Origin of the sequence: Mesorhizobium sp. M0522 (assembly GCF_040321085.1) — a bacterium.
GTDB lineage: Bacteria > Pseudomonadota > Alphaproteobacteria > Rhizobiales > Rhizobiaceae > Mesorhizobium.
Genome location: NZ_JAMYQW010000002.1, coordinates 81,109 through 103,596, shown reverse-complemented (window position 1 = coordinate 103,596; position 22,488 = coordinate 81,109). Strand labels below are relative to the sequence as shown.

General features: G+C 63.9%; 21 protein-coding genes. 5 read left to right on the top strand and 16 right to left on the bottom strand.

The window, feature by feature from the left end; all coding sequences use genetic code 11:
- Window positions 1–4 precede the first annotated feature (4 nt).
- Both NKI58_RS03260 and NKI58_RS03255 read right to left on the bottom strand, forming a co-directional pair.
- A complete protein-coding gene (locus tag NKI58_RS03260; protein WP_352697111.1) occupies window positions 5–706 on the bottom strand; it encodes a metallophosphoesterase family protein in 702 nt (233 codons plus the stop codon).
- A 193-nt stretch (window positions 707–899) separates the two neighbouring features.
- Complete coding sequence (locus NKI58_RS03255) at window positions 900–2,807, bottom strand: propionyl-CoA synthetase (protein ID WP_352703240.1); 1,908 nt, start codon at window positions 2,805–2,807, stop codon at window positions 900–902.
- A gap of 170 nt (window positions 2,808–2,977) precedes the next feature.
- Between NKI58_RS03255 and NKI58_RS03250 the strand changes: the two genes are divergently transcribed.
- Window positions 2,978–3,769, top strand: coding sequence for a DUF2259 domain-containing protein (locus tag NKI58_RS03250; protein WP_352703242.1), 792 nt, complete (start codon window positions 2,978–2,980; stop codon window positions 3,767–3,769).
- Window positions 3,770–4,052: 283 nt separating this feature from the next.
- Here the strand turns inward: NKI58_RS03250 and dhaK are convergent, their stop codons facing one another.
- The 14 genes from dhaK to NKI58_RS03180 form a co-directional block, all read right to left on the bottom strand.
- The gene (dhaK, locus tag NKI58_RS03245; RefSeq protein WP_352454687.1) at window positions 4,053–5,039 is read right to left on the bottom strand and encodes a dihydroxyacetone kinase subunit DhaK; all 987 of its coding nucleotides are present in this window, start codon (window positions 5,037–5,039) and stop codon (window positions 4,053–4,055) included.
- 26 nt (window positions 5,040–5,065) lie between these two features.
- Window positions 5,066–5,488 (bottom strand): hypothetical protein, encoded by a 423-nt coding sequence (locus NKI58_RS03240; protein WP_023676327.1) that lies wholly within the window; start codon window positions 5,486–5,488, stop codon window positions 5,066–5,068.
- An 8-nt stretch (window positions 5,489–5,496) separates the two neighbouring features.
- Window positions 5,497–7,113, bottom strand: coding sequence for a phosphoenolpyruvate--protein phosphotransferase (gene ptsP / locus NKI58_RS03235; protein WP_352703244.1), 1,617 nt, complete (start codon window positions 7,111–7,113; stop codon window positions 5,497–5,499).
- Entirely contained in the window at window positions 7,097–7,399 is a 303-nt protein-coding gene (locus NKI58_RS03230; RefSeq protein WP_023676329.1) for an HPr family phosphocarrier protein, read from the bottom strand. The genes ptsP and NKI58_RS03230 overlap by 17 nt, the downstream gene beginning before the upstream one ends.
- A 22-nt stretch (window positions 7,400–7,421) precedes the next feature.
- Entirely contained in the window at window positions 7,422–7,811 is a 390-nt protein-coding gene (gene dhaM, locus NKI58_RS03225) for a dihydroxyacetone kinase phosphoryl donor subunit DhaM (protein ID WP_352703246.1), read from the bottom strand.
- Window positions 7,808–8,410, bottom strand: a complete 603-nt coding sequence (gene dhaL / locus NKI58_RS03220; RefSeq protein WP_352703249.1) for a dihydroxyacetone kinase subunit DhaL — start codon at window positions 8,408–8,410, stop codon at window positions 7,808–7,810. Before dhaL ends, dhaM begins: the two co-directional genes overlap by 4 nt.
- Window positions 8,411–8,491: 81 nt before the next feature.
- The gene (locus NKI58_RS03215; RefSeq protein ID WP_352703251.1) at window positions 8,492–10,135 is read right to left on the bottom strand and encodes a dihydroxyacetone kinase subunit DhaK; all 1,644 of its coding nucleotides are present in this window, start codon (window positions 10,133–10,135) and stop codon (window positions 8,492–8,494) included.
- A 67-nt stretch (window positions 10,136–10,202) separates the two neighbouring features.
- Complete coding sequence (locus NKI58_RS03210) at window positions 10,203–11,216, bottom strand: ABC transporter ATP-binding protein (RefSeq protein WP_023676332.1); 1,014 nt, start codon at window positions 11,214–11,216, stop codon at window positions 10,203–10,205.
- Window positions 11,209–12,321 carry an ABC transporter ATP-binding protein gene (locus tag NKI58_RS03205; RefSeq protein ID WP_023676333.1) on the bottom strand — a complete coding sequence of 371 codons (1,113 nt, stop codon included), beginning with the start codon at window positions 12,319–12,321 and terminating at the stop codon, window positions 11,209–11,211. Before NKI58_RS03205 ends, NKI58_RS03210 begins: the two co-directional genes overlap by 8 nt.
- Window positions 12,322–12,324: 3 nt before the next feature.
- Window positions 12,325–12,525 (bottom strand): hypothetical protein, encoded by a 201-nt coding sequence (locus tag NKI58_RS03200; RefSeq protein WP_023676334.1) that lies wholly within the window; start codon window positions 12,523–12,525, stop codon window positions 12,325–12,327.
- Window positions 12,522–13,472 (bottom strand): carbohydrate ABC transporter permease, encoded by a 951-nt coding sequence (locus NKI58_RS03195; protein WP_023676335.1) that lies wholly within the window; start codon window positions 13,470–13,472, stop codon window positions 12,522–12,524. Before NKI58_RS03195 ends, NKI58_RS03200 begins: the two co-directional genes overlap by 4 nt.
- A complete protein-coding gene (locus tag NKI58_RS03190) occupies window positions 13,469–14,416 on the bottom strand; it encodes a carbohydrate ABC transporter permease (protein ID WP_031211681.1) in 948 nt (315 codons plus the stop codon). The genes NKI58_RS03195 and NKI58_RS03190 overlap by 4 nt, the downstream gene beginning before the upstream one ends.
- A gap of 109 nt (window positions 14,417–14,525) precedes the next feature.
- A complete protein-coding gene (locus NKI58_RS03185) occupies window positions 14,526–15,857 on the bottom strand; it encodes an ABC transporter substrate-binding protein (protein ID WP_352454682.1) in 1,332 nt (443 codons plus the stop codon).
- A 212-nt stretch (window positions 15,858–16,069) separates the two neighbouring features.
- Entirely contained in the window at window positions 16,070–16,759 is a 690-nt protein-coding gene (locus NKI58_RS03180) for a PIG-L deacetylase family protein (RefSeq protein ID WP_352591132.1), read from the bottom strand.
- Between the two features lie 27 nt (window positions 16,760–16,786).
- On the opposite strand from NKI58_RS03180, the gene NKI58_RS03175 reads away from it, so the two are divergent.
- The 4 genes from NKI58_RS03175 to NKI58_RS03160 all read left to right on the top strand — a co-directional run bounded on the left by NKI58_RS03175 (window position 16,787) and on the right by NKI58_RS03160 (window position 22,413).
- Complete coding sequence (locus NKI58_RS03175; protein ID WP_352703255.1) at window positions 16,787–17,677, top strand: DMT family transporter; 891 nt, start codon at window positions 16,787–16,789, stop codon at window positions 17,675–17,677.
- Window positions 17,678–17,752: 75 nt separating this feature from the next.
- Window positions 17,753–20,371, top strand: coding sequence for an ATP-dependent helicase HrpB (hrpB, locus tag NKI58_RS03170; protein ID WP_352703257.1), 2,619 nt, complete (start codon window positions 17,753–17,755; stop codon window positions 20,369–20,371).
- 89 nt (window positions 20,372–20,460) lie between these two features.
- Window positions 20,461–21,786, top strand: coding sequence for an ActS/PrrB/RegB family redox-sensitive histidine kinase (locus NKI58_RS03165; RefSeq protein ID WP_352448476.1), 1,326 nt, complete (start codon window positions 20,461–20,463; stop codon window positions 21,784–21,786).
- Window positions 21,787–21,849: 63 nt separating this feature from the next.
- A complete protein-coding gene (locus NKI58_RS03160; protein ID WP_023676342.1) occupies window positions 21,850–22,413 on the top strand; it encodes an ActR/PrrA/RegA family redox response regulator transcription factor in 564 nt (187 codons plus the stop codon).
- Window positions 22,414–22,488: the final 75 nt, after the last annotated feature.

Here is a 22,488-nt window from a genome sequence, read left to right as displayed (position 1 = left end):
GCGCTCAGGAAAATATCAACCTGGCGCGGTTGTCGACGATCCTGAGGGCGGTCAGCTGGCCGGTTTGGAAGGCGCCGGTGTCTATGCCAAGCCGGCGTCCCTCGAGCTTCGGAGTGTCGACCGGCGTATGTCCGTGCACGACATAGCGGTCGAGAAGATGCGCTGCTTCGAAGAACTCCGAGCGGATGTTGAGCAGGTCGTCCTCGTCTTGTGCGGCTAGGTCGATGCCCGGCCTGATGCCGGCATGAACGAATACGAATTTCGCCGAACAGACCATGACCGGCAGCGCACGCATGAAACTGACGTGGTCGGCGGGGATGATCTCCCGAATGCGCCTGTCGACCTCCTCGTTTGAACCGTAGAGATCGGCCATGCGCTCCGGGTCGACGCCGTAGGAAAACAGCGTTTGCAGGCCGCCTATTGCCAGCCACGACTCTCTCGAAATGATCCCGTCGAGATAGTTCAGCATCACGACTTCGTGGTTACCGGCAAGGCAGATGCGCTGGAAGCCTTGGAGTGGCGGCGCCAGCAGATGATCGAGCACGCGCGCCGACTGGGGGCCACGATCGACGTAGTCGCCAAGCATGATTATGAGCTTGCGCCCTTCGAAGGGCGCCGAATCGAGCAGGATCTTCTGCTCCAGGGCGCGGAGTTCCTTGTAGCAGCCATGCACGTCGCCGATCGCATAGACGACTGCGCCCCGCATATCGATCTCCAGCCGCTGGCGTGCCGCGGCCTGGGGCTTTCTCGATCGCTGGAACAGGGTCACGTATGGCGTCTCGCATGGCTGTGGGTGCGTCTCGATTCCGAAACAACATGACGACACCGCGCGTGGATACCACGTCCGGCGCCGGTCGTTCCATACCGGAGCTTCGGACGCAACTCGGCTTCGGCGCCCCTTACAGGCCGATGCCGCGCCGGTTCAGCGCGGCGGTGATCTCGTCGAGGATGGCCGGGTCGTCGATCGTTGCCGGCATGGCCCATTCCTCCTTGTCGGCGATCTTCTGCATGGTGCCGCGCAGGATCTTGCCGGAGCGCGTCTTCGGCAGGCGCTTGATCGTCACCACAGTCTTGAAGGCAGCGACCGGGCCGATCCGTTCGCGCACCAGGGTGACAACCTCATTTTCGATGATGCCGGCGTCGCGGTCGACGCCGGCATTCAGCACGACGAAGCCGAGTGGAACCTGGCCTTTCATAGCATCGGCAATACCGACGACGGCGCATTCGGCGACGTCGGGATGCGCGGCCAGAACCTCCTCCATGGCGCCGGTCGATAGCCGGTGGCCGGCGACATTGATGATGTCGTCGGTTCGAGCCATGACATAGAGATAGCCGTCCTCGTCCATCATACCGGCATCCGCGGTTTTGTAGAAGCCGGGGAACTCGTCGAGATAGGCTTGGCGAAACCGCTCGTCGGCATTCCACAGCGTCGGCAGGCAGCCGGGGGGCAACGGCAATCTCACCACGACATTGCCAAGTGTACCACGCTTGACCTCATGCCCGGCATCGTCGAGCACGCGGATGTCATAACCGGGCATCGGCACGCCGGGCGAGCCGTATTTGACCGGCAGCAGGCCCAGTCCGGCGGGGTTGATGGTCATCGGCGAGCCGGTCTCGGTCTGCCACCAATGGTCGATCACCGGCACGGTCAATTTCTGCTCCGCCCATTTGATGGTTTCCGGATCGGCGCGCTCGCCGGCGAGGAACAGCGTCCGGAATTTGGACAGGTCGTATTTCGGGACGAATTCGCCCTTCGGGTCCTGTCCTTTGATGGCGCGAAAGGCGGTTGGCGCGGTGAACAGCGCGACGACGCCATGCTCGGCGATCACACGCCAATAGGTGCCGGCATCGGGCGTGCCGACCGGCTTGCCCTCGAACAGGATCGTTGTGCAGCCATGCAGCAGCGGGCCGTAGACGATATAGGAATGGCCGACCACCCAGCCGACGTCGGAAGCCGCCCAGAACACTTCGCCCGGTTTGACGCCGAACTCGTTTTCCATCGACCATTTCAGCGCGACCATATGGCCGCCATTGTCACGCACGATTCCCTTCGGCTGGCCGGTCGTGCCCGACGTGTAGATGATGTAGAGCGGATCGGTGGCAAGCACCGGAACACAGTCGACATTGGCACCCGCGGCCCGCTCCCGCGCCACGGCGTCGGCATAGTCGATATCGTGGTTTTCCCTGAGTTCGCAGCGCAGTTGGTCGCGCTGCAGGATAAGGCAGCTTTCCGGCTTGTGCCGCGACATCTCGATCGCCTTGTCGAGCAGCGGCTTATAGGCAACCACGCGCCCTGGCTCCAGGCCGCAGGAAGCGGAGATGATCAGCTTCGGCTTGGCGTCGTCGATGCGGGTGGCGAGCTCATGCGAGGCAAAGCCGCCGAAGACCACCGAATGCACGGCGCCGATCCGCGCACAGGCAAGCATGGCGAAGGCTGCTTCCGGTACCATCGGCATGTAGATGATGACGCGATCGCCTTTTTGGATGCCACGATTCTTGAGCACCGAGGTCAGCGCGACCACCTCGCGCTTCAACTCGGCATACGTGAATTTCCTGATTGTGCCCGAAATCGCGCTGTCATGGATCAACGCGATCTGGTCGGCACGGCCGCCCGCCACATGACGATCGACGGCATTGAAGCAGGTGTTGCACGAGGCGCCAATGAACCACCTGCCATAGACGCCGGCATTGGCGTCGAACACCGTCTCGAAGGGCGAGAACCAGTCGATTGCGCCGGCGGCATCGGCCCAGAATTTTTCCGGGTCGCGTTTCCAGCCGTCATAGACCTCGTGGTAGCGTGACGCCATCCAGCTTCCTCCCCAGGAATGTTTGCTGTCCTTGAAATAGCGTATGCTGGTTTGTGTAACCATGTATTTGTGCGTTTCGTTTGCTGTCGTTCTAACTTGGCCGCAAGTGCGGGTCATGGTGGTCTGGGGGCCGGTATCGTTCGAATTTTCGGCATTAGGGGCAGGGCGAGATGAAATTGCGATATGAGCTTGGGTTTGCCGCGGTTGCGACGCTGGCGGTGGTGCTCGCTTCAGCTGCTCAGGCAGGCGACGCGGCGGCCCGGCGCGTCATCGGCTTTTCGCCAGACGGCAACTACTTCGCCTTCGAACAGTACGGCACGCTCGATGCCGGTGCTTCGGATTCGGGCTGGTCGGAGATCGACATCATCGACACGCGGACCGATGAGTTCGTCGGCGGCAAGCCGATCGTCATCGCCGACGAGACGGAGGATTCGACATTGACGCTTGCGCAGGCGAGGGCACAGGCCGCCGAACTGGCGGCGCCCTTGCTGGCCAAATATGCCATCGCGCCGCGCGGCGAGCGGACTGCCTTGGACAGGTTCACCTTTCCCGACGACATGGTCGCCTACAATGACATTGCGCGCCTCGAGCAGGTTTCGCAAAAATGGCTTTCGCCGGCCTATGACGAGCTTGGCACCATCCAGCTCGAGCAGATCCGTGCCGACAGCACGGCGGATTGTTCAGCGAGTTTCGACGCGACGCAGCAAGGCGAAACGACCGGCAAGGCGCTCGGCTTTCGCCTGACGCTGCGGGGTCAGGATGGCAAGCCGATCAAGCTGCTGCATGAGGACAAGGCGGTGCCCGGTTCGAGGAATTGCCCGACTTCCTACAGCCTGTCGGAATCTTACGCATTCACCCCGGATGGAAAACCGGGCGTGCTTGCGGTGCTCGTGCAGCGCTTCAGCCAGGGATTTGAAGGGCGCGACCGCCGTTTCATCGCCGTGACTGGCCAGGCGCACTGAGGCAACGCGTGAGACGTAGTCCGCTACCCGAGTTTGTTGTCCCTAAAGCGGGAGGGCAGCGAGCATAAGTCCGACCCCGCCGACGATCAGCAAGGCGGCTGCCAGCACCTTTCCATGGCGCTCGAAACCCGTCGGCGCCCGATCCCAATTGTAACGCATGCTCGAACTCCCCAAACCCGCAGATTCTTTATCTTGCGCAGGGTGAGGAGGGCAACTGTCTGGCGATGCGCGGCGTTGCCGATACCGGTCTTGTCACCGACTATTTCTGGGGCATTCTCCGCTGCTACATGCCCCAGCGCAGCGCGGCCGTATGTACCGGTGCATCCCACCAAACAGCCGCCTCGTCGTCGAGCATGCTCAGCGTGATCGAACAGCCGGCCATGTCGAGCGAGGTCACATAGGACCCGACCAGCGACCGGATCACCGTCACGCCGTGCTTCTCGAAGATTTTGCGGGCGCTGTTGTACATCAGATAAAGCTCCATCAACGGTGTGCCGCCAAAGCCGTTGACGAAGAGTAGCGCCTGGCCTCTGGCACCGTCGCCCAGGTCACCCAGGATTGCGGTACAGATCTCCTCGGCGATAGCATCGGCGCTTTTCAATGTGTCGCGCCGCCTCCCAGGCTCGCCGTGGATGCCGACCCCGAACTCCATCTCGCCGTCGCCGATATCGAAGGTCGGCTTGCCCGCCGCCGGCACGGTGCAACTGGTCAGCGCCACGCCCATCGAGCGCGTCGCGCCGTTGACGCGCTCGCCGAGCGCCTTCAACGGCTCCAGTGCCATGCCTTGTTCGGCCGCCGCGCCGACGATTTTCTCGACCACCAGCGTGCCGGCGACGCCGCGCCGGCCGGTGGTGTAGGACGAGTTTTCGACCGCAACGTCGTCATTGGTCACGATTTGCATCACGCCTTCCGACATTTCAGCGGCCATGTCGAAATTCATCACGTCGCCCTCGTAGTTCTTGACGATGAACAGGCAGCCGGCGCCCGTATTGACGACTTCGGCCGCCGCCATCATCTGGTCAGGCGTTGGCGAGGTGAATACCTGGCCGGGGCAGGCCGCATCCAGCATGCCGTGCCCGACGAACCCGCCATGTAGCGGCTCGTGACCCGAGCCGCCGCCGGAGATCAGCGCCACCTTGCCCGGTGTGAGCAGCTTGCGGCGGACAAATTTGTGTTCCTCGCCAAGCGCCAGGATATCGGCATGCGCGGCAACGAAGCCGTCGAGGCTCTCGGTCAGCACCGTATCGACCGAATTCAAAAATTTCTTCATGGCCGTCCTCCCGAAATAGCCCAGCGTCAGCTGCCCTTGCCGGCGATGCTGGTGATCTTCTGGATGAAATCGTTGACCGCCCGGTCGAGCGCCGCGTTCTGCTTGTCGTCGCCGAAATCGGGAACGATCAGCGAGACATGGCGTGTCTTGCGCAAGCCTGCGGCCAGCGACATCTTTCCCGGATGCGCCCGATGGTAGGCCTCAAGGAAATGATCGCGTTCGGCCGGGCTGAAATGGCAGACGGAGAAGATAGCCGGCAAATGCTTCGACGGGATCGGCGTCGAATAGGCCGGGCTGGAAATCTGCGTGACGAAGCTGCGATGCTTGCCCAGCGCATCAGCGAGGCGCTGGCGCATGCCGGACGGGCGCTGGTCGATCACCTGCGACAGGATCGTCTTGTAGGCGCGGATCGCCTCTTCGGGGCCGGATTGCGACGCCTTGTCTGCCATACCGGGGCCTAGATCGAAACGTCCGCGATGGCCGCCTTGGCCATCGCGAGTTGGGCGGGAGCGACGGAGAGGTCACGCAGGCCGGTTTCGAGCAGCGCCGGGATCGAGGCGGGGTCGCCGCCGGCATCGCCACACAGGCTGACCGGGATATTATGCTCGCGGCCGAAGGCGGCAACCGAGGCGATCAGCCGGAGCACGGCTGGGTGCCTGACGGAATTCAGATGTGCGACCGACGCATTGTCGCGCGCGGCGGCCATCACGTATTGGGTCAAATCATTCGAGCCGATCGAGAAGAAGGCGGCCTTGGCGAATGCCTCCGGTGCGATGGCCACCGACGGCACCTCGACCATGATGCCAAGCGGCGGCATTTTGTGCGCGATGCCGCGCGCCAAAAGGTCAGCCTGCTCCTCAGCGAACAGCGCGGTGGCGTGTTCATACTCTTCCGGAACGGCGATCATCGGGAACATCACCTTCAGATTGCCGTGCATGGCAGCACGTAGCAAAGCGCGGATCTGCACACGAAAGACCGCCGGACGCATCAGTGACAGCCTGATCCCGCGCAGGCCAAGGAATGGATTACCTTCCTCGACGGTCAGGCCCGGCACAGGTTTATCGCCGCCCGCATCGACAGTACGGATCGTCACCGGCCTGTCGCCTGCCCATTCCAGCACCGTACGGTAGGCGCGATATTGCGTCTCCTCGTCCGGCAGCGTCTTGCCGAACAGGAATTCGGTCCGCATCAGCCCGACACCGTCGCACGCCGCAGCATCGATGCGGTCGACATCGGACGGATCGGCAATATTCACCTGCACGTGGACCGCTATGCCGGTCTTCGTTGCTGCCGGCCTTGTCAAATAGGCTGCCGCATTGTCGCGATGCGCCGCGAAAGACGACGACGATCGCCGGAATGCCTCGATCTCCGCTTTCGAAGGCGCCAACACGATGCCGCCATGTTCGGCATCGAGCAGTGCGATTCCGACAAGCTGAGCCGGCGAAGCACCGGGCCCGGCTACCCCACGCGCTACGAGCCCCAACCCCACCACCATTGGCACGCCGCGTGAGCGTGCCAGCATTGCGACATGACTTGCGGCACTTCCGGCCGTAAGTGCTATGCCGCCGCCGGCACTCCAGTCGGTTTCGAGGAAGCGCGTCGGTGCGATATCCTCGCCGTAGAAGATCGCACCTGCCGGCGCGGCAATGTCGCCGCCCCCGGCAAGCGCGCGTAGCACCTGGTCGCGTATGTCGCGCATGTCGGCCGCGCGCGCCCGGAAATAGTCCTGCTCGGATGTTTCATAGCCGGCTATCTCGGCGTCGAGCCCTTTTCGCCAAGCCACATCAGCAGCCATGCCCTCGGCAATTCGCGCAAAGGCCGGGCCGGTCAGCGCGTCGTCCTCCAGCATGGCGAGCTGGAATTCGAGGATCCCGGCCGCCTCGCTGTCGCTGGTTTCGATCAATGTCGCGAGCCGGCCTGCGGCAATGGAGATGGCGGCCTCAAGCGCCGCCTTCTCGTCCGCGGCAGTCGCCTTGCGGACATAACGCACAGCAGCCTGGCCCAGATCGAACAGCGGCCCCTCGGCATAGCCGGCCGATGCCGAAATGCCCTGCAGCCTAAGCGGTTCGGGCATGGTCCTTGCCTTCGTCGAAATCGCGCCGCACCAGCTCGACCAGTGCGCCGACCGCCTCGCCGGCGCCGTCCCCTTTGGCTCTGATATGCAGGACAGTGCCTTTCGGCGCTTTCGCCGCCATCACCTTGACGATGCTCTTGGCGTCGAACCATGGCCCGTTGGCGGCGAGCGCAATCTCGACGTCGGCCGAAAACGTCTTGGCAAGCTTGGTGAACTTCACCGAAGGACGCGCATGCAGTCCCACCTCATGGGTGATCAGGACGCTGGCTTCGGCTGCTGCGGACATGCTTGTCAAAATTCCCGTTCGTTCACGACGGCGACAATTCGTGCGCCGTCGCCACCACTTCCCTGAGCGAGGCGCCGCCGGAAGCCTCGGTCGCCGCCATCACCGCGCCTTCGACGATCGGCGCATTGCAGACGATGATCTTCTGGGCGCGTGGTTCGCCGATCATCTCGACCGCTATCTCGCTATTGGTCTCGGCACCGCCGAGATCGACGAGGATCGCGACCCCCGCCTCCGACCAGGCCTTGTCGATGGCGCCCATGATCGCCTCGACATTGGTTCCCAGCCCGCCATGGCCGTTTCCGCCGCACCATGCAAGCGGCACTTCGTTGCCGACCATCTGCCGCACCATGTCGGCGGTGCCTTCGGCGACCAGCGGCGAATGCGATACGATGACGATGCCGACATTGCTCATGCGCGCCTCTCGATTGCCTCGGCTACGGCCCGCACCAGAAGCGCAGTCGAGCGTGCGCCGGCATCCATATGACCGACCGAACGGTCGCCAAGGAATGAGGCGCGCCCACGCAGCGCCTTCATCGGCACGGTCGCGTCGGCCGCGTTGTCGGCGATCTCGACGATGTCCGCTGCCGTCTTTCCCTGCAGCAGGGCCTCATGCACCGGCTGCAGCACGTCGAGCATGGTTTTTTGCCCGGCCTGCGACTTGCCTCTGGCGGCAACCGCTTCGATCGCCTTGCCGAAGGCCGCCGCCAGGTCGGCGCGACCCGGCGCGGCGGAAATCTCCTTGCCGAGCGCCATGAACAGCGTGCCGAACAAGGGACCGGAGGCTCCGCCGACGGTCATCACCAGTTTGGTGCCGATCGCCTTCAGCGCCTCGGGCAACGGCTTTGCCGCAAACGCGCCGGCCTCGGCCCGCACTGCCTCGAAGCCGCGTTTCATGTTGAGCCCATGGTCGCCGTCGCCGATGGCCTGGTCGAGACTGGTCAGCTCTTCGGCATGTGCGGCGATCGCGTTTGCCGCCGCCTCGATCAGCCTGGAAATATCCGCTGCCGCCATATCACCCATGCTCCTGGCCCCTGCGCTGCCGGCAGTACGAGAAAATTGCATATCCGGCAATTGAAGCATTCTTTTCCCCAGTCAAGCGGGTTCGAGCAACGCAGCGAGGGCAGTGAAGACCTCGGCGACGGCAAAGGCGCCGGGGTCGACCACGCCGTCGAGCTGGCTGCCAATATAGGCGGACCGCCCGGCCTTGGCCTTGCGCATGGCAGCGGTGGCCTCGGCTCCGCGTTGCGCCGCGACTGCCGCATCTTCCAGACTCCCCCTATCCAGCGCCCTCAAGGCGGGTTCCAGGGCATCGATCATCGTGCGATCGCCGACCCTCGCTCCACCATAGAAGGACATCCGATCGAGGCCGGCGAGAAGCGCCTTGGGAAGCGTTTCGCCAGACTCCAGCGCCTGCGCGGCGGCGGTGAAGAAGATCGACAACAGCACGCCGCTAGAGCCGCCCATGCTGGCGCTCAGGATGTCGCCGACGGCGGCGAGCGTTGCGGCAGGGTCAGCGAGCGGCAGTGTCGCAATGCGGCCAAGCACGCTGCGCGCACCGGCCGCCACAGTCGATCCGGTGTCACCGTCTCCCGCCTTGGCATCCAGTCCGTTCAACGCGCCTTCAAGCGAGATCAGCCGTTCGCAGACCGCGACAACCAACCGGTCGGTGCGTGCGTCCTGGCTGGCTTTCGACGCGTTGTTCGGGCCGGCGGCTTTGGCCATCGGCACGACGCTGGCTTGGCGAACGGCTCTTGCCGGCAGCCAGGCGTGAGGGCCTACCGGCGCCCGCAACGCCGCTTCGCGCGACGCATCGAGCCGGATCAGCGACAGGGAAAAGCCGTTCATGTTGAGCGCGGTCATAAGCTGCCCGGGCCCGATTGTCAGCGTCACCTTTTGTGCCAGCGGTGAAGCCAATACCGCATTGGCGACAAGCAACATTTCCAGCGGTGGCACCGAACCGAGATTATTGATCAGCAAGGCGTAGTCGCTGACCGGATCGAGCCGCGCGGCAAGGCGCTCCGACATGATCGCAACCAGCCTTTCGGCACTTTGCACCGCAATCCGCTCAACGCCCGGTTCGCCATGGATGCCGAGGCCGAGTTCAGCGTCGTTGGCGCCAAATCTTTCGTCATGGCTCTGGCCGGGGATCGAGCACGATGACAGCGATATGCCGAGTGAAATGATATCCGCCGCGGCCGCCCGCGCCGCAGCGGCAACCGTCGCCAGATCGTTGCCGGCTTCCGACAGGTGGCCGGCGATCTTGTGCACGAACAAGGTGCCGGCAACGCCACGCGGCTGGGCAATATCAGGCAGGGCAATGTCGTCCGCGACGATCACCATCTCGACGCGGAAGCCTTCGGCGCGCGCCTTCTCGGCGGCCAAGCCGAAGTTGAGGCGATCGCCGGTATAGTTCTTGACGATCAGCAGGCACCCGGTGGGACCGGTCACCGCGCGGATGGCGGCCAATACCGCTTCCACGCTCGGCGAAGCAAAGATATCGCCCGAAACCGCCGCCGTCAGCATGCCAATGCCGACAAAGCCGGCATGGGCAGGTTCGTGCCCGGCCCCGCCGCCGGAAATGACCGCGACCTTGGTCTTATCCCAGTCCGCGCGGAGAATGACCTTGATCTGGGGATAGCCGTCGAGGCGAGCGAGATCGCCGGCGCCGGTCGTACCGAGGAAGCCGTCCAGGGCCTCAGTTACGATCGTATCCCTGCGATTGAAAAAATGCTTCATCGAATTGGTCCAGTCCGGTGCCCGAAATTGCCGGTTGAAAGGTGCCAGGAAAACACTCGCGCAGCGCTCACATCAGCCGTCGCCCATCGGGGCCGAAATACAGCGGCGAGCGATAGCGGATCATGATCTTGTCGCCCTGCGCCAGGTCGGTGTCGGGGTCGGTTAGCGTCACCAGCTTCCTGGTCCCCACCGTCACATGCAGATGGTTCTGGTCGCCGAGATGCTCGACCCAATCGACGACGCCGTCGGCATGGCCGTTCGCCGCCTTCTCGATCGAAAGATGTTCGGTACGAGCACCGATCGTCTTTGTTCCCGCCGGCGCGCCACCATCCGGCAGCAGTCCGACCGGCAACAAATTGATTGCCGGTTGGCCGAGCCTTGCGGCGACGTGAAGGTTTGCCGGCTCAGAATAGATCGTGCGCGGGGAACCGATCTGCACCAGCACGCCGTCGGCGAGAATGCCGATGCGGTCGGCCATGGTCATCGCTTCGATCTGGTCGTGCGTGACGTAGAGCATTGTGGCGCCGAGTTCCGCCTGGATGCGCTTCAGCTCGAGCCTGAGATCAGCGCGCAGCTTGGCGTCGAGCGACGACAGCGGCTCGTCCATCAGGTAGATCGACGGCTTGCGCACCAAAGCGCGGCCGATGGCGACGCGCTGCATCTCGCCGCCAGAGAGTTTGGTCGAGCGATTATTCAGCTTGTGGTGGATGCGCACCATCTTGGCCACGTCCTCGACGCGGCGGCGGATCTGATCCTCCGGCATTTTCCGTGCTGGCGAGCGCAGCGGAAAGGCGAGGTTGTCGTAAACCGACAGATGCGGATAGAGCGAATATTGCTGGAACACGAAAGCGGTGTCCCGCTCGGCCGGCGACAGCGTCGTCGTGTCGTGGCCGGCAATATGGATCGAGCCCGCTTCCGGACGCTCCAGCCCGGCGATCAGCCTGAGCGTCGTCGTCTTGCCGGCGCCGGTCGGCCCGAGCAGCACGACGAATTCCCCGTCGGCGATATGCAGGTCGAGATTGTCGACGGCGACATGCTCGCCAAAAGCCTTGGTCACGCTTTTGATGTGAACGTCAGCCATGATGTGCTCGCCCCTGGGAGGCCGAGTCATGGATTTCGGTGCGCACCGCACGGCCGGATCCTTTTGCGAACAGCGACAGCCGCGCGCTGCTCAGCGCCAGGCCCACATGATCGCCCGGATTGAGCCGGATTTCGGCCGGCACCCTGGCCTTGATGATGCCGTCTGCTGTCTCCACCGCCACGATCTGAGTGGTGCCGAGATATTCCGTGCCGTAAATAGCACCGCGCAGCTTCGAAGCGTCGTCGAAGCGGATGTGCTCCGGTCGGATGCCAAGCGCCATCTCGGCCGGCGCGACGTCCTCGCGGATCTCCGGCACGGCCACCTTCGCGCCTTGCACAACAATTTCCCTGGCGCCCTTTGAAAGCCCGCCGCCGAAGCCGAGGAAATTCATCGGCGGCGAGCCGATGAAGTCGGCGACGAACATCGTCGCCGGCCGGTCGTAGATCTCGCGCGGCGTGCCGAACTGCTCGATGACGCCGTGGTTCATCACCGCGATCTTGTCGGCCATCGACATCGCTTCCATCTGGTCATGCGTGACATAGACGGTGGTGGCGTGGATGCGGTTGTGCAGTTCTCGCAATTCATGGACCATCAGGTCGCGGAATTCGGTGTCGAGCGTGCCGAGCGGCTCATCCATCAGGAAACATTTTGGCCGCCGTACGATGGCGCGGCCGAGCGCCACGCGCTGGCGATCGCCGCCGGCAAGCCCGGAGACCGATTTGTTGAGCAGATGGTCGATCCGCAAAAGCTTCGCCGTCTCCTCCACTCGGCTCCGGATTTCAGCGCCTGGCATGCCTTGCGCCAGCAGTGGAAAGCCGATGTTCTTCCGCACATTCATGTGCGGATAGAGCGCGAACAGCTGGAAGACGAAGGCGATGTCGCGCTCGCGGGCACGCCGCATGGTGACGTCCTCGCCGCCAAGCAGGATCTTGCCGCCGGTCGGTAGTTCGAGCCCGGCGATCATGCGCAACGTCGTCGTCTTGCCGCAGCCGGACGGCCCCAGCATGACGAAGAATTCGCCGTCCTCGACGACGAAGTTGGAATCCTGCACGGCGACGAAATCGCCGAATGCCTTCCTCAGATGTTCGACCCTGATCTCGGCCATCGTCTACTCCGGAAATTTCGAGACGATGATGAACATCGCCGTGCCCGCAAGCATGGTGATGAAGGAATAGGTGTAGAGCACCAGTGCGAAGGGCTGGAACAGCATCAGGAAGCCGATGGCGATGATCGCGGTGGCGACGTTTTCCATCAGCCCGCGCCTGGCCCAGACGGGCCAGCGCGATTTGCGTTTTGCGGTCATGCTCATTTACGCACCGCGCCAAAGGTGATGCCGCGCAGCAATTGCTTGCGAAGCAGGATGGTGAAGACCAGGATCGGCACCAGGAAGATCGTCGTGCCGGCCGCGACCGCCGGCCAGTCCTGACCGCCTTCGCCGATGATGGTCGGGATGAAGGGCGGCGCGGTCTGCGCCGTGCCCGAGGTCAGTAGCGCAGCGAAGGCATATTCGTTCCAGGCAAAGATCAGGCAGAAGATGGCGGTTGCGGCAATACCGGTGGTCGCCTGCGGCAGTACCGTGCGCCAGAACGCCTGCAGCCTGGTGTAGCCGTCGATCATCGCCGCTTCTTCATATTCGCGCGGGATCTCGTCGATGAAGCCTTTCAGCAGCCACACCGCCAAGGACACGTTGACCGCCGTATAAAGCAGGATCATGCCGAGAGCCGTGTCCGACAGGCCAAGCTCCCGGTACATCAGGTAGATCGGGATGGCGACGGCGATCGGCGGCATCATCCGCGTCGACAGGATGAAGAACAGAAGGTCGTCGGCGAGCGGCACCTTGAAGCGCGAAAAACCATAGGCCGACAGCGTGCCGAGGAACACCGCGCAAAACGTCGAGCCGAACGCGATGATCAGCGAATTGACGAAGCGCGGCATGAAGTTGGACGGGCCGGCGATCACCATGTTGCGCTTGCGCACCGTCTCGTCGCACAGGCCCGTCGCCGGTCCCAGCGAGTTGATGTATTCCGGTGTTTGCCGAGTCCGGGTCGAGAACAGGTTGCAGTAGCCCTCGAGGCTGGGCTGGAACAGGATCTTCGGCGGATAGGCGATCGAATCCGGCGGCGTCTTGAAGCTTGTGGCGAAGATCCACAGCAGCGGCACGATCGAGATCAGCGCGTAGGCGACGATGATCGTGCCGGCGACGCGCTTCGACGTGGCCGACGGCGCGACAACGGAATGGGCTGACGTCAGGCTCATCTCTGCTTCACCTTGTTGAGCGCCTTGACGTAGATGTTTGCGAGGCCAAACACTGCGACGAACAGGATGATGGCGAAGGCCGAGGAATAGCCCGTCCGCCAGCTTTCGAAGGCCTGCCGCTTCAGCGTGATCGAGGCCACTTCGGTGGTCGATCCCGGCCCGCCGCCGGTGAGCAAATTGACCATGTCGAACATCTTGAAGTTCTCGATGCCGCGAAACAGCACCGCCAGCATGATGAAGGGCAGCGCCATCGGCAGCGTGATCGACCAGAACTGCCGCCAGTTGGAGGCGCGGTCGACCTCGGCCGCTTCGTAGATGTATTCGGGGATCGAGCGCAGGCCGGCGAGGCAGATCAGCATCACGTAAGGCGTCCACATCCAGGTGTCGACGATGATGATCGACCATGGCGCCAGTGACACGTTGGAGAGCATGCTGATTTCGGTTGCCGGAATGCCGGTGACGAACGAAACGGCGTAGGCGAACAGCCCGATCTGCGGCTCGTAGAGGAAGCGCCAGAAATTACCGACCACCGCCGGCGACAGCATCATCGGCACCAGGATGATTGTCGTCCAGAAGGCGTGGCCGCGAAACTTGCGGTCGATCAGCCAAGCCAGCGTGAAGCCGATCAGCGTCTGCAGCAGGATGGTCCAGAACACGAAATGCGCCGTCGTCTGCATGGCGATCCAGATGTCCTGGTCGGCGAGGATGCGCTTGTAGTTTGCCAGCCCAAGGTTCTTCACAACCTCGTTGGGCCGATTGGCGCGAAAATTGGTGAAGGACAGATAGATTGCCCAGAACAGCGGAAAGATGTTGATAGCTAAAAGCAACAGGATCGTCGGCGAGATGAACAGCCAGGCGAGGCCCTTGTCGCTGATGCCCCGGACCTTGCGGGCCAACGGCTCGGGCGTAGCCCGGGCAACGCTGTCCGCCGTCCGATTGAGCATGGTCAGTCCTGCTTCGGTCACTTGCTCGTCTCGACAATGGAATTTATCTGAACTGTGTCCCGTGCCAAGTGGCACGGGACGGTTCGGTCATGGGCTCGGGAGGAGCCGTTTACATCTTGCCATCGTCCTGGAAGACCTCGGTCCAGTCCTTGACGAGGCCGTCGAGCGCATCCTTGGCCGAGCCTTGCCCGGCAACGACATAGTCGTGGAAGCGCTTCTGCGATGCCTGCAACAGCGGGGCATAGCTCGGCTCGGCCCAGAAGTCCTTCACGATGGCCATCGAGTCGAGGAAGGTCTGCGCGTAGGGCTGGCTGGCCGGGAAGGCCGGGTCCTTGACGACCGCGTTGAGGCAGGAATAGCCGCCGAGCGACCACCATTTGGACTGCACGTCCTTGTTGGCGAACCATTTGATGTATTTGAGCGCGGCTTCCTGCTTGTCGGAATAGGAGACCACCGAGATGCCCTGGCCGCCGAGCTGGGCGAACTGGTCCCCGTCCGGACCTTTGGGATTGACGAAATAGCCGATCTTGTCGCCGCCGACATTCTCGTCCTTCTGCAGGCCTGGCCAGGTGAAGGCGAAGTTCATGTGCATCGCCACCTGGCCGGATTTGAACGCATCGACGCCTTCGCCCATGTAGCTGTTCGAGGCGCCGGGAGGGGTGCAGCAATCGTAGAGGGCTTTGTAGAACTCCAGGCCCTTCACCGATTTATCGGAGTTGACGAAGCCTTCCATCTCGTAGGGCTTTTTCGGGTTTTCGTACTGGAAGCCGAAGCTGTAGAGCACGTCCATGGCGCCCATGGTGATGCCTTCCGAGCCGCGCTCGGTGTAGATCGACGCGCCATAGACGGTCTTGCCGTCGATGTCGCGCTTCTGGAAGAATTCGGCGATCTGCTTCAATTGGTCGAAGGTCGTCGGCGGGCCGAGATCCCAGCCGTACTTTTCCTTGAATTCCTTCTGCAGCTCCGGCTTGGAGAACCAGTCCTTGCGGTAAGTCCAACCGACGACGTCACCCATGGCCGGCAGCGCCCAGTAATTCGGCGAGTTCTTCGGCCATTCCGAATAGCCGACGACGGTCGCCGGCACGAAATCGTCCATGCTGATCTTCTCCTTGTCGAAGAAGTCGTTCAGCTTGACGTAATGGCCGTTCTCGGCGGCACCGCCGATCCACTGGCTGTCGCCGATGATGAGGTCGCACAGCTTGCCGTGCGAATTCAGCTCGTTGAGAAAGCGATCGGCATAGTTGGTCCACGGCACGAATTCGAATTTCATGCCGATGCCGGTTTCCTTGGTGAAGTCCTTGGACAATTCCACAAGCGCGTTGGCCGGGTCCCAGGCTGCCCAGCAAAGCGTCAGATCTTCTGCCTGCGCGACATTCGAAACGGCTGTCGACGCAAAGAGTGTCGATGCCAGTCCCAACGCCAATTTCAAGGTCGATTTCATGCCTTCCTCCCATTTGCGAAACGCGTCCGGATGACGGTTTCAAGAGCCCGCTAAACCCCTCCTCGGGGGCCTAAACACAACGACGCGGCGCCGCACCGGATGTTTAGTAATTTGTTTAGTGATGCAATTTTTACTAAACAAGGCAAGCGAATTCGTTGCTGCATCGCAGCATGCTGGATAGGAAAGCAACGTGAGAAGTTGCGGCGACCTGCCTAGGTCACCGTCTTGTTGCTGACGGCCACCGGACGGATCACTGGGGCCGGCGGCAGCAGCGCGCGGATATCGGCGAAGGGGAAGACTGGCTCGAAGCGGAAGGCCTCGGCGAACGATCCGGCTGGGCCGTTGCACTGGCCGGCGCGAAAGGCGTTCTGCGTGCGCGCCGCGTCGACGAAACGCTCGGGATCCTGCGACTGGTGCGCCCGGATCGCCTCCGCCTTGAGATCGAAATGCCTGGAGGTATCGACGTAGTGCGTTGGCGAAAACCCGGTGCCGCCGAACGTGTCGGCATGTAGCACCGGCACCGAGAATGACGCTGCGATGCGCACGCCATCCGACAGCGCGCGGTGGTCGCCATGATAGTCGTTCGGCGCATGCGTTATCACCAGATCCGGCCCTATCTCGCCGATCAGTGCTTTGAGCGCCCCGATCAGCGCGGCATCCGCGACCAGCCCGCCATCGGGAAAGTCGAGGAAGCGCGGCGTCACGCCAAGCAGGCCGGCCGCCGCCGTCGCCTCCTTGCGGCGCGTGCGGGCAAGTGCGGCCGGATCGCCATAGCCGCCCCTGGTGCCATCCGTGGCTATGGCAAAAAAGAGTTCTGCGCCTTGCGCGGCATAGGCCGCCATCGTACCGAACATGAAGATCTCGATGTCGTCCGAATGCGCGCCAAGCGCCAATATCTTCACTCTCATCTCTCCCGGAAATGGAAAAACGTGCCCAACGGAATTCTGCTCGCGCTCATCGCCTATGCAAGCTATTCGTGCAGCGACGCTGTTGTCAAAAGCCTGGGCGGGCAGTTCAACGTCTTCGAGATCGGCTTCTTCTCGACATTGTTTGCCGGCTGCTTTCTGCTCTTTACCAGGCCGGCAGGCGAGCGCTGGCTCGATTTCTGGCGCACCAACCGGCCCTGGGCGGTACAGGCCCGGGCCTGGGCCGGCATCGCCTCGGGCGTGCTCAGCGTCTATGCCTTCACCACCATCCCGCTGGCGGAAGTCTATGCGCTCATCTTTCTGGCGCCGCTGTTCGTCACTATCCTGGCCACGCTGGTCCTCAAGGAAAAGGTCGGCCCATGGCGGTGGCTGGCGGTCGTCGCCGGCTTTGCCGGAGTCATGCTGGTCGTCAGGCCTGGTTTTCGCGAGTTGCAGCTTGGCCATCTGGCGGCGTTCATCATCGCCTTCCTGGCCGCCACCAATGTCATCCTGATGCGTTCGCTCGCCGCGCAGGAAAAGCGCACAACGATGCTCGGCGTGCTGATCGGCTACGGCCTGCTCTTCAACGGCGTCGGTGCGGCGGCTACCTCGTTCTCGCTGCCGGATGGCAGGCAATGGGCCTGGCTGGTGCTGGCCGGCGCCTTTACCGCCGGCGGCCAGCTGCTGCATCTGCTGGCGGTCAAACACGCGCCGGCCAACCGCATCGCGCCGACGCATTACTCGCAGATCGTCTGGGCGGTGGTTCTAGGTGCGCTGTTCTTCAGGGAATATCCGGATTTTCTGTCGCTGGTCGGCTTGGCCGTGGTCGGCGGTTCCGGCCTGCTAACGATGGTGCGCGAGGAGGTGCGGCTCGGCACGGTGCGCTGGAACCCGTTTTTGCGGACCAGGCTTTGAGTCGGCGCCGAGGTTGCGCCGCGACCGCCACCGCTGATATGCGGTCGCTGCCAACTGGCTGCACAGCATAGCACAATGACGACAAAACCCTTGCCGGACCTGCCGGTCTCCGTTGTCTTGCCGGCGCTCAATGAAACGCTGAGCCATGGTAACAGCGCCGTGCTGGTGGCGCCGCCCGGTGCCGGCAAGACGACGCTGGTTCCACTGGCGCTGCTCGACGCTGAATGGCTCGGCGGCGGAAAGATCATCCTGCTCGAGCCTCGCCGCCTCGCCGCCCGCGCTGCCGCCCGCCGCATGGCCGAATTGCTCGGCCAAGAGCCCGGCGAAACCGTCGGCTATGCCATGCGCATGGAAAACCGCAGTTCCGCAAAGACCAGGATTCTCGTCGTCACCGAAGGCGTGCTGTCCCGCATGATCCTCGACGACCCGGAACTGCCTGGTGTCGCGGCGGTGCTATTCGACGAGTTCCACGAACGCTCGCTCGACGGCGATTTCGGGTTGGCGCTGGCGCTCGACGTGCAGGGTGCGCTGAGGCCCGAACTCAGATTGCTGGTGATGTCGGCAACGCTCGACGGCGCGCGTGTCGCAAAATTGCTGTCCGGCGCGCCGGTGATCGAGAGCGCAGGCCGCGCCTTCCCGGTCGACATCCGCTATGACGAGCGGCCGGCCGGCGTCACCATCGAGGACGCCATGGCCAAGGCGATCCGCTCGGCGCTTGCCGGGGAGGAGGGCAGCGTGCTCGCTTTCCTGCCCGGCCAGCGCGAGATCGAGCGCACCGCCGAGCGGCTGGCGGGCAAGGTCGGCGCCGATACCGACATCGTCCCGCTCTATGGTATGCTCGACAACAAGGCGCAGGACGCGGCGATCAAGCCGGCGCCGTTCGGCCGCCGCAAGGTCGTGCTGGCGACGTCGATCGCCGAAACCTCCATCACCATCGACGGCGTGCGCGTCGTCATCGATTCCGGCCTGTCGCGGCTGCCGCGCTATGAGCCAGCGAGCGGCCTGACGCGGCTGGAGACGGTACGTGCTTCCCGCGCTTCCGCCGACCAGCGCGCCGGCCGTGCCGGGCGCACGCAGCCGGGCGTCGCCATCCGGTTGTGGCGGGCCGAGCAGACGGCGGCCCTGCCGGCCTTCACGCCGCCGGAAATCCTCGAGGCCGATCTTTCCGGCCTGTTGCTCGATAGCGCGGCGTTCGGCGTCGCCGATCCGACCAGCCTGTCCTTCCTCGACCCCCCGCCGGCTTCGGCGCTCACCGAGGCGAGGGTACTGCTACGTGCGCTCGATGCTGTCGATGCGGCAGGACGCCTGACGGATGCCGGTGCCGCGATGCGCAGGCTGGCGCTACCGGTGCGGCTCGCCCACATGGTCGCCGAGGCGGCAAGGACCGGAGAGGCGCTCGAGGCGGCGATGCTCGCCGTATTATTGACCGAGCGTGGCCTTGGCGGCGATGGTGCCGATCTCGAACGGCGGCTGCTGCGCTTTCGCGCCGAAAGATCGCCGCGCGCCACCGCCGCCCGGCAGCTGGCTGAGAGGCTGGCAAAGCAGGCTTCACCCTCCCCCTTGAGGGGAGGGTCGGCGAGCGAGCCGAGCGCAGCGAGACGAGGGAGACGGGGCGGGGTCGTCGATGGCGTGCCCGAACCGACCCCACCCCGATCCGCCACGCGGATCGACGCGCCGGGGCGAGCCACGGGTCTCGCCCGTCCTTCCGACCCCCTCAAGGGGGAGGGCAGCACAGCCGGCGCTCTCCTCATCCATGCCTGGCCGGATCGGGTCGCCAAAGCGCGCGGCGAGCGTGGCCGCTTCGTGCTTGCCAACGGCTCGGGCGCCATGCTCGACCCCTCCGATCCGCTGGCCGGCGAGACCTGGCTCGTCGTCGCCGACCTGCAGGGCAAGGCGCAGAACGCCCGCATCACCGCAGCGGCAGCCATCGATGAGGCCGACATCCGCACTGCCCTGGCGGAAAAGATCGAGACCCGCCGCGAGGTGAGCTTCGACCGCGACAGGCGCGCGGTGCGGGTGCGCGAAACGGTTCGCCTCGGCGCCATCACGCTGTCCGAACGCATGCTGCCGGCGCCGACCGGTGCCGACGCGGATCGCGCCATCCTCGACGCCTTGCGCGAACACGGCCTAGCCCTGTTGCCGTGGAACAGGGAGGCGGAGACGTTGCGGCAGCGGCTCGGCTGGCTGCATCGCGGCCTCGGCGCGCCATGGCCCGATGTCTCCGACGCCGCGCTCGTCGAGCGCCTCGACGACTGGCTGCTGCCGTTCCTTTCCGGCGCGGCATCCTTTGCGGCAATCGATCCCAGCGTGCTTTCGCAAGGCCTGATGACGCTGGTGCCGCACGAATTGCAGCGCAAGATCGACACATTGGCGCCGACCCATTTCGACGCGCCGTCGGGCAGCCGGCTGCCGATCCGCTATGACGGCGAATGGCCGGTGCTGGCGATCCGCGTGCAGGAACTGTTCGGCTTCGACCGGCATCCGGCGATCGCCAACGGCACTGTGCCGCTGACGCTCGAATTGCTGTCGCCGGCTCACCGGCCGATCCAGACGACGCGCGACCTGCCCGGCTTCTGGCGCGGCTCCTGGGCCGATGTGCGGGCAGAGATGCGCGGCCGCTATCCCAGGCATGTCTGGCCGGAGAACCCGCTTCTCGCCGCCGCCACCAGCCGCGCCAAGCCGCGCGGTACCTGATGCTTCCAGACTGTCATTCCGAACCGAGGGCCGGCTTCGGCGGTTTTCGGAAAAGACCTCCGGCTGTTTCCCCTCTATAATCACTTGCCATGATAAACATCCTGCACGCACCCGACTTCCAGCAAAGCCAGCGGCTGCGCCTCAACACGCTGATCAGGTTGCGCTGGCTTGCCATCGTCGGCCAGAGCCTGACCGTGCTTGTCGTCGCTTACGGGCTGAAATTTCCGCTGCCGGTCAGCATGTGTTTTGCGCTGATCGCCTGTTCGGCCTGGATGAACCTTTTGCTGACCTTCCGCTATCCGGCGGCGCATCGGCTTACCCCGTTCTCGGCCTTCGCCATCCTGACCTTCGACAGCCTGCAGCTTGCCGGCCTGCTCTACATGACCGGCGGACTCACCAATCCGTTTTCGCTGCTGATGACCGTGCCCGTCGTCGTCTCGGCGACGTCGCTGCCGCTGCGGCTGACCGCCATGCTCGGCGCGCTGGTGATCGTGGCGGCGACGCTGCTGGTCTTTTACCACCTGCCGCTGCCATGGCATGAGGGCGCGCCATTGGCGATGCCGTTCATCTATGTCGCAGGCATGTGGATGGCGGTGTTCTGCTCCATCGCCTTTACCGCGATCTATGCCTTCCGGGTGGCCGAGGAGGCGCGGCTGCTTGCCAACGCGCTTGCCGCCACGGAATTGGTGTTGCAGCGAGAGCAGCATCTCTCTGCCCTCGACGGCCTCGCCGCGGCCGCCGCGCACGAGCTCGGCACACCGCTCGCCACCATCACACTGGTCGCCAAGGAAATGGAGAAGGCGCTTGGCGAAGATCCGAAATACGGCGAGGACGTGAAGCTGCTGCGTTCGCAGAGCGAGCGCTGCCGCGAAATCCTGAAGCGCCTGACCAGCCTGTCCTCCGAGAGCGAGGTGCACCTCTCGCGCCTGCCGCTGACCTCGCTGGTCGAGGAGGTGACGGCGCCGCACCGCGATTTCGGCATTTCGATCAAGCTTCGGCCGGGCGAGCGCATCGGCCCGGAACCGGTGGGCCGGCGCAATCCCGGCGTCATTTACGGCCTCGGCAATCTGGTCGAGAACGCGGTCGACTTCGCCCGCAACAGCGTGACAGTGCGCTGGAACTGGAATGAAGCCGCCGTCAGCTTCTCGATCATCGACGACGGGCCGGGCTTTCCACCGGAGATCATCGACCGTATCGGCGAACCCTATATGTCGACACGACAAGGCACCGAAGCCGGCGGCGGCCTCGGCCTCGGCCTATTCATCGCCAAGACCTTGCTCGAACGCTCCGGCGCGACGCTCGATTTCCGCAATTCAAGCGAGCCCGGCGAGGGCGCTATCGTGCAGATATCGTGGCCGCGCAGCGTCTTCCTCAATCCCGAGCAGGCTTCGGCCACCATGTTCGACACGGCCTAAATTGGACAATAGCGTTGCGAAACTATATTTGCGTAAAAATCAGGCAGCAGGATTTTCAGCACGATGAGTACTGACGAAACGATTGGCGCAATGGTCGAAGGCGAGGATACCTCGCTGCTGATCGTAGACGACGACAAGCCGTTCCTGACGCGGCTTGCCCGCGCCATGGAAACCAGGGGTTTCGTGGTCGAGACGGCGGAGAGCGTCGAGGAGGCGGTTGCCAAAGCGCGCGCCAATCCGCCGGCCTATGCGGTGGTCGACATGCGGCTGGCCGACGGCAACGGCCTCGACGTCGTCGCCGCGATTCGCGAGAAGCGCGACGATGCCCGCGCCATCATCCTCACCGGCTACGGCAACATCGCCACTGCGGTGACGGCGGTAAAGCTCGGCGCCATCGACTATCTGTCGAAGCCGGCCGATGCCGACGATATTTTTGCCGCCCTGACCCGCACCGCGGGCGAACGCGCAGCGCCGCCAGAAAATCCGATGTCGGCCGATCGCGTGCGCTGGGAACACATCCAGCGCGTCTACGAAATGTGCGACCGCAACGTCTCGGAAACCGCACGCCGCCTGAACATGCATCGCCGCACGCTGCAACGCATCCTCGCCAAGCGCGCGCCGCGCTAAAGGGCTCTCATTACAGGCTTGCCCGGCCAGCGCTGTTTGCGCATCATCGCTTGGCGGTGTCGGACCTTGCTACTG

Bases quoted from the DNA above. Each gene is read 5' to 3' on its own strand.
- NKI58_RS03260 (WP_352697111.1), bottom strand. From the start codon at position 706: ATGCGGGGCGCAGTCGTCTATGCGATCGGCGACGTGCATGGCTGCTAC.
- NKI58_RS03190 (WP_031211681.1), bottom strand. From the start codon at position 14,416: ATGCTCAATCGGACGGCGGACAGCGTTGCCCGGGCTACGCCCGAGCCG.
- NKI58_RS03250 (WP_352703242.1), top strand. From the start codon at position 2,978: ATGAAATTGCGATATGAGCTTGGGTTTGCCGCGGTTGCGACGCTGGCG.
- NKI58_RS03210 (WP_023676332.1), bottom strand. From the start codon at position 11,216: ATGGCTGACGTTCACATCAAAAGCGTGACCAAGGCTTTTGGCGAGCAT.
- NKI58_RS03160 (WP_023676342.1), top strand. From the start codon at position 21,850: ATGAGTACTGACGAAACGATTGGCGCAATGGTCGAAGGCGAGGATACC.
- NKI58_RS03255 (WP_352703240.1), bottom strand. From the start codon at position 2,807: ATGGCGTCACGCTACCACGAGGTCTATGACGGCTGGAAACGCGACCCG.
- dhaM (WP_352703246.1), bottom strand. From the start codon at position 7,811: ATGAGCAATGTCGGCATCGTCATCGTATCGCATTCGCCGCTGGTCGCC.
- NKI58_RS03185 (WP_352454682.1), bottom strand. From the start codon at position 15,857: ATGAAATCGACCTTGAAATTGGCGTTGGGACTGGCATCGACACTCTTT.
- NKI58_RS03240 (WP_023676327.1), bottom strand. From the start codon at position 5,488: ATGGCAGACAAGGCGTCGCAATCCGGCCCCGAAGAGGCGATCCGCGCC.
- NKI58_RS03165 (WP_352448476.1), top strand. From the start codon at position 20,461: ATGATAAACATCCTGCACGCACCCGACTTCCAGCAAAGCCAGCGGCTG.
- NKI58_RS03195 (WP_023676335.1), bottom strand. From the start codon at position 13,472: ATGAGCCTGACGTCAGCCCATTCCGTTGTCGCGCCGTCGGCCACGTCG.
- hrpB (WP_352703257.1), top strand. From the start codon at position 17,753: ATGACGACAAAACCCTTGCCGGACCTGCCGGTCTCCGTTGTCTTGCCG.
- NKI58_RS03200 (WP_023676334.1), bottom strand. From the start codon at position 12,525: ATGAGCATGACCGCAAAACGCAAATCGCGCTGGCCCGTCTGGGCCAGG.
- ptsP (WP_352703244.1), bottom strand. From the start codon at position 7,113: ATGCCCGAACCGCTTAGGCTGCAGGGCATTTCGGCATCGGCCGGCTAT.
- NKI58_RS03215 (WP_352703251.1), bottom strand. From the start codon at position 10,135: ATGAAGCATTTTTTCAATCGCAGGGATACGATCGTAACTGAGGCCCTG.
- dhaK (WP_352454687.1), bottom strand. From the start codon at position 5,039: ATGAAGAAATTTTTGAATTCGGTCGATACGGTGCTGACCGAGAGCCTC.
- NKI58_RS03205 (WP_023676333.1), bottom strand. From the start codon at position 12,321: ATGGCCGAGATCAGGGTCGAACATCTGAGGAAGGCATTCGGCGATTTC.
- dhaL (WP_352703249.1), bottom strand. From the start codon at position 8,410: ATGGCGGCAGCGGATATTTCCAGGCTGATCGAGGCGGCGGCAAACGCG.
- NKI58_RS03230 (WP_023676329.1), bottom strand. From the start codon at position 7,399: ATGTCCGCAGCAGCCGAAGCCAGCGTCCTGATCACCCATGAGGTGGGA.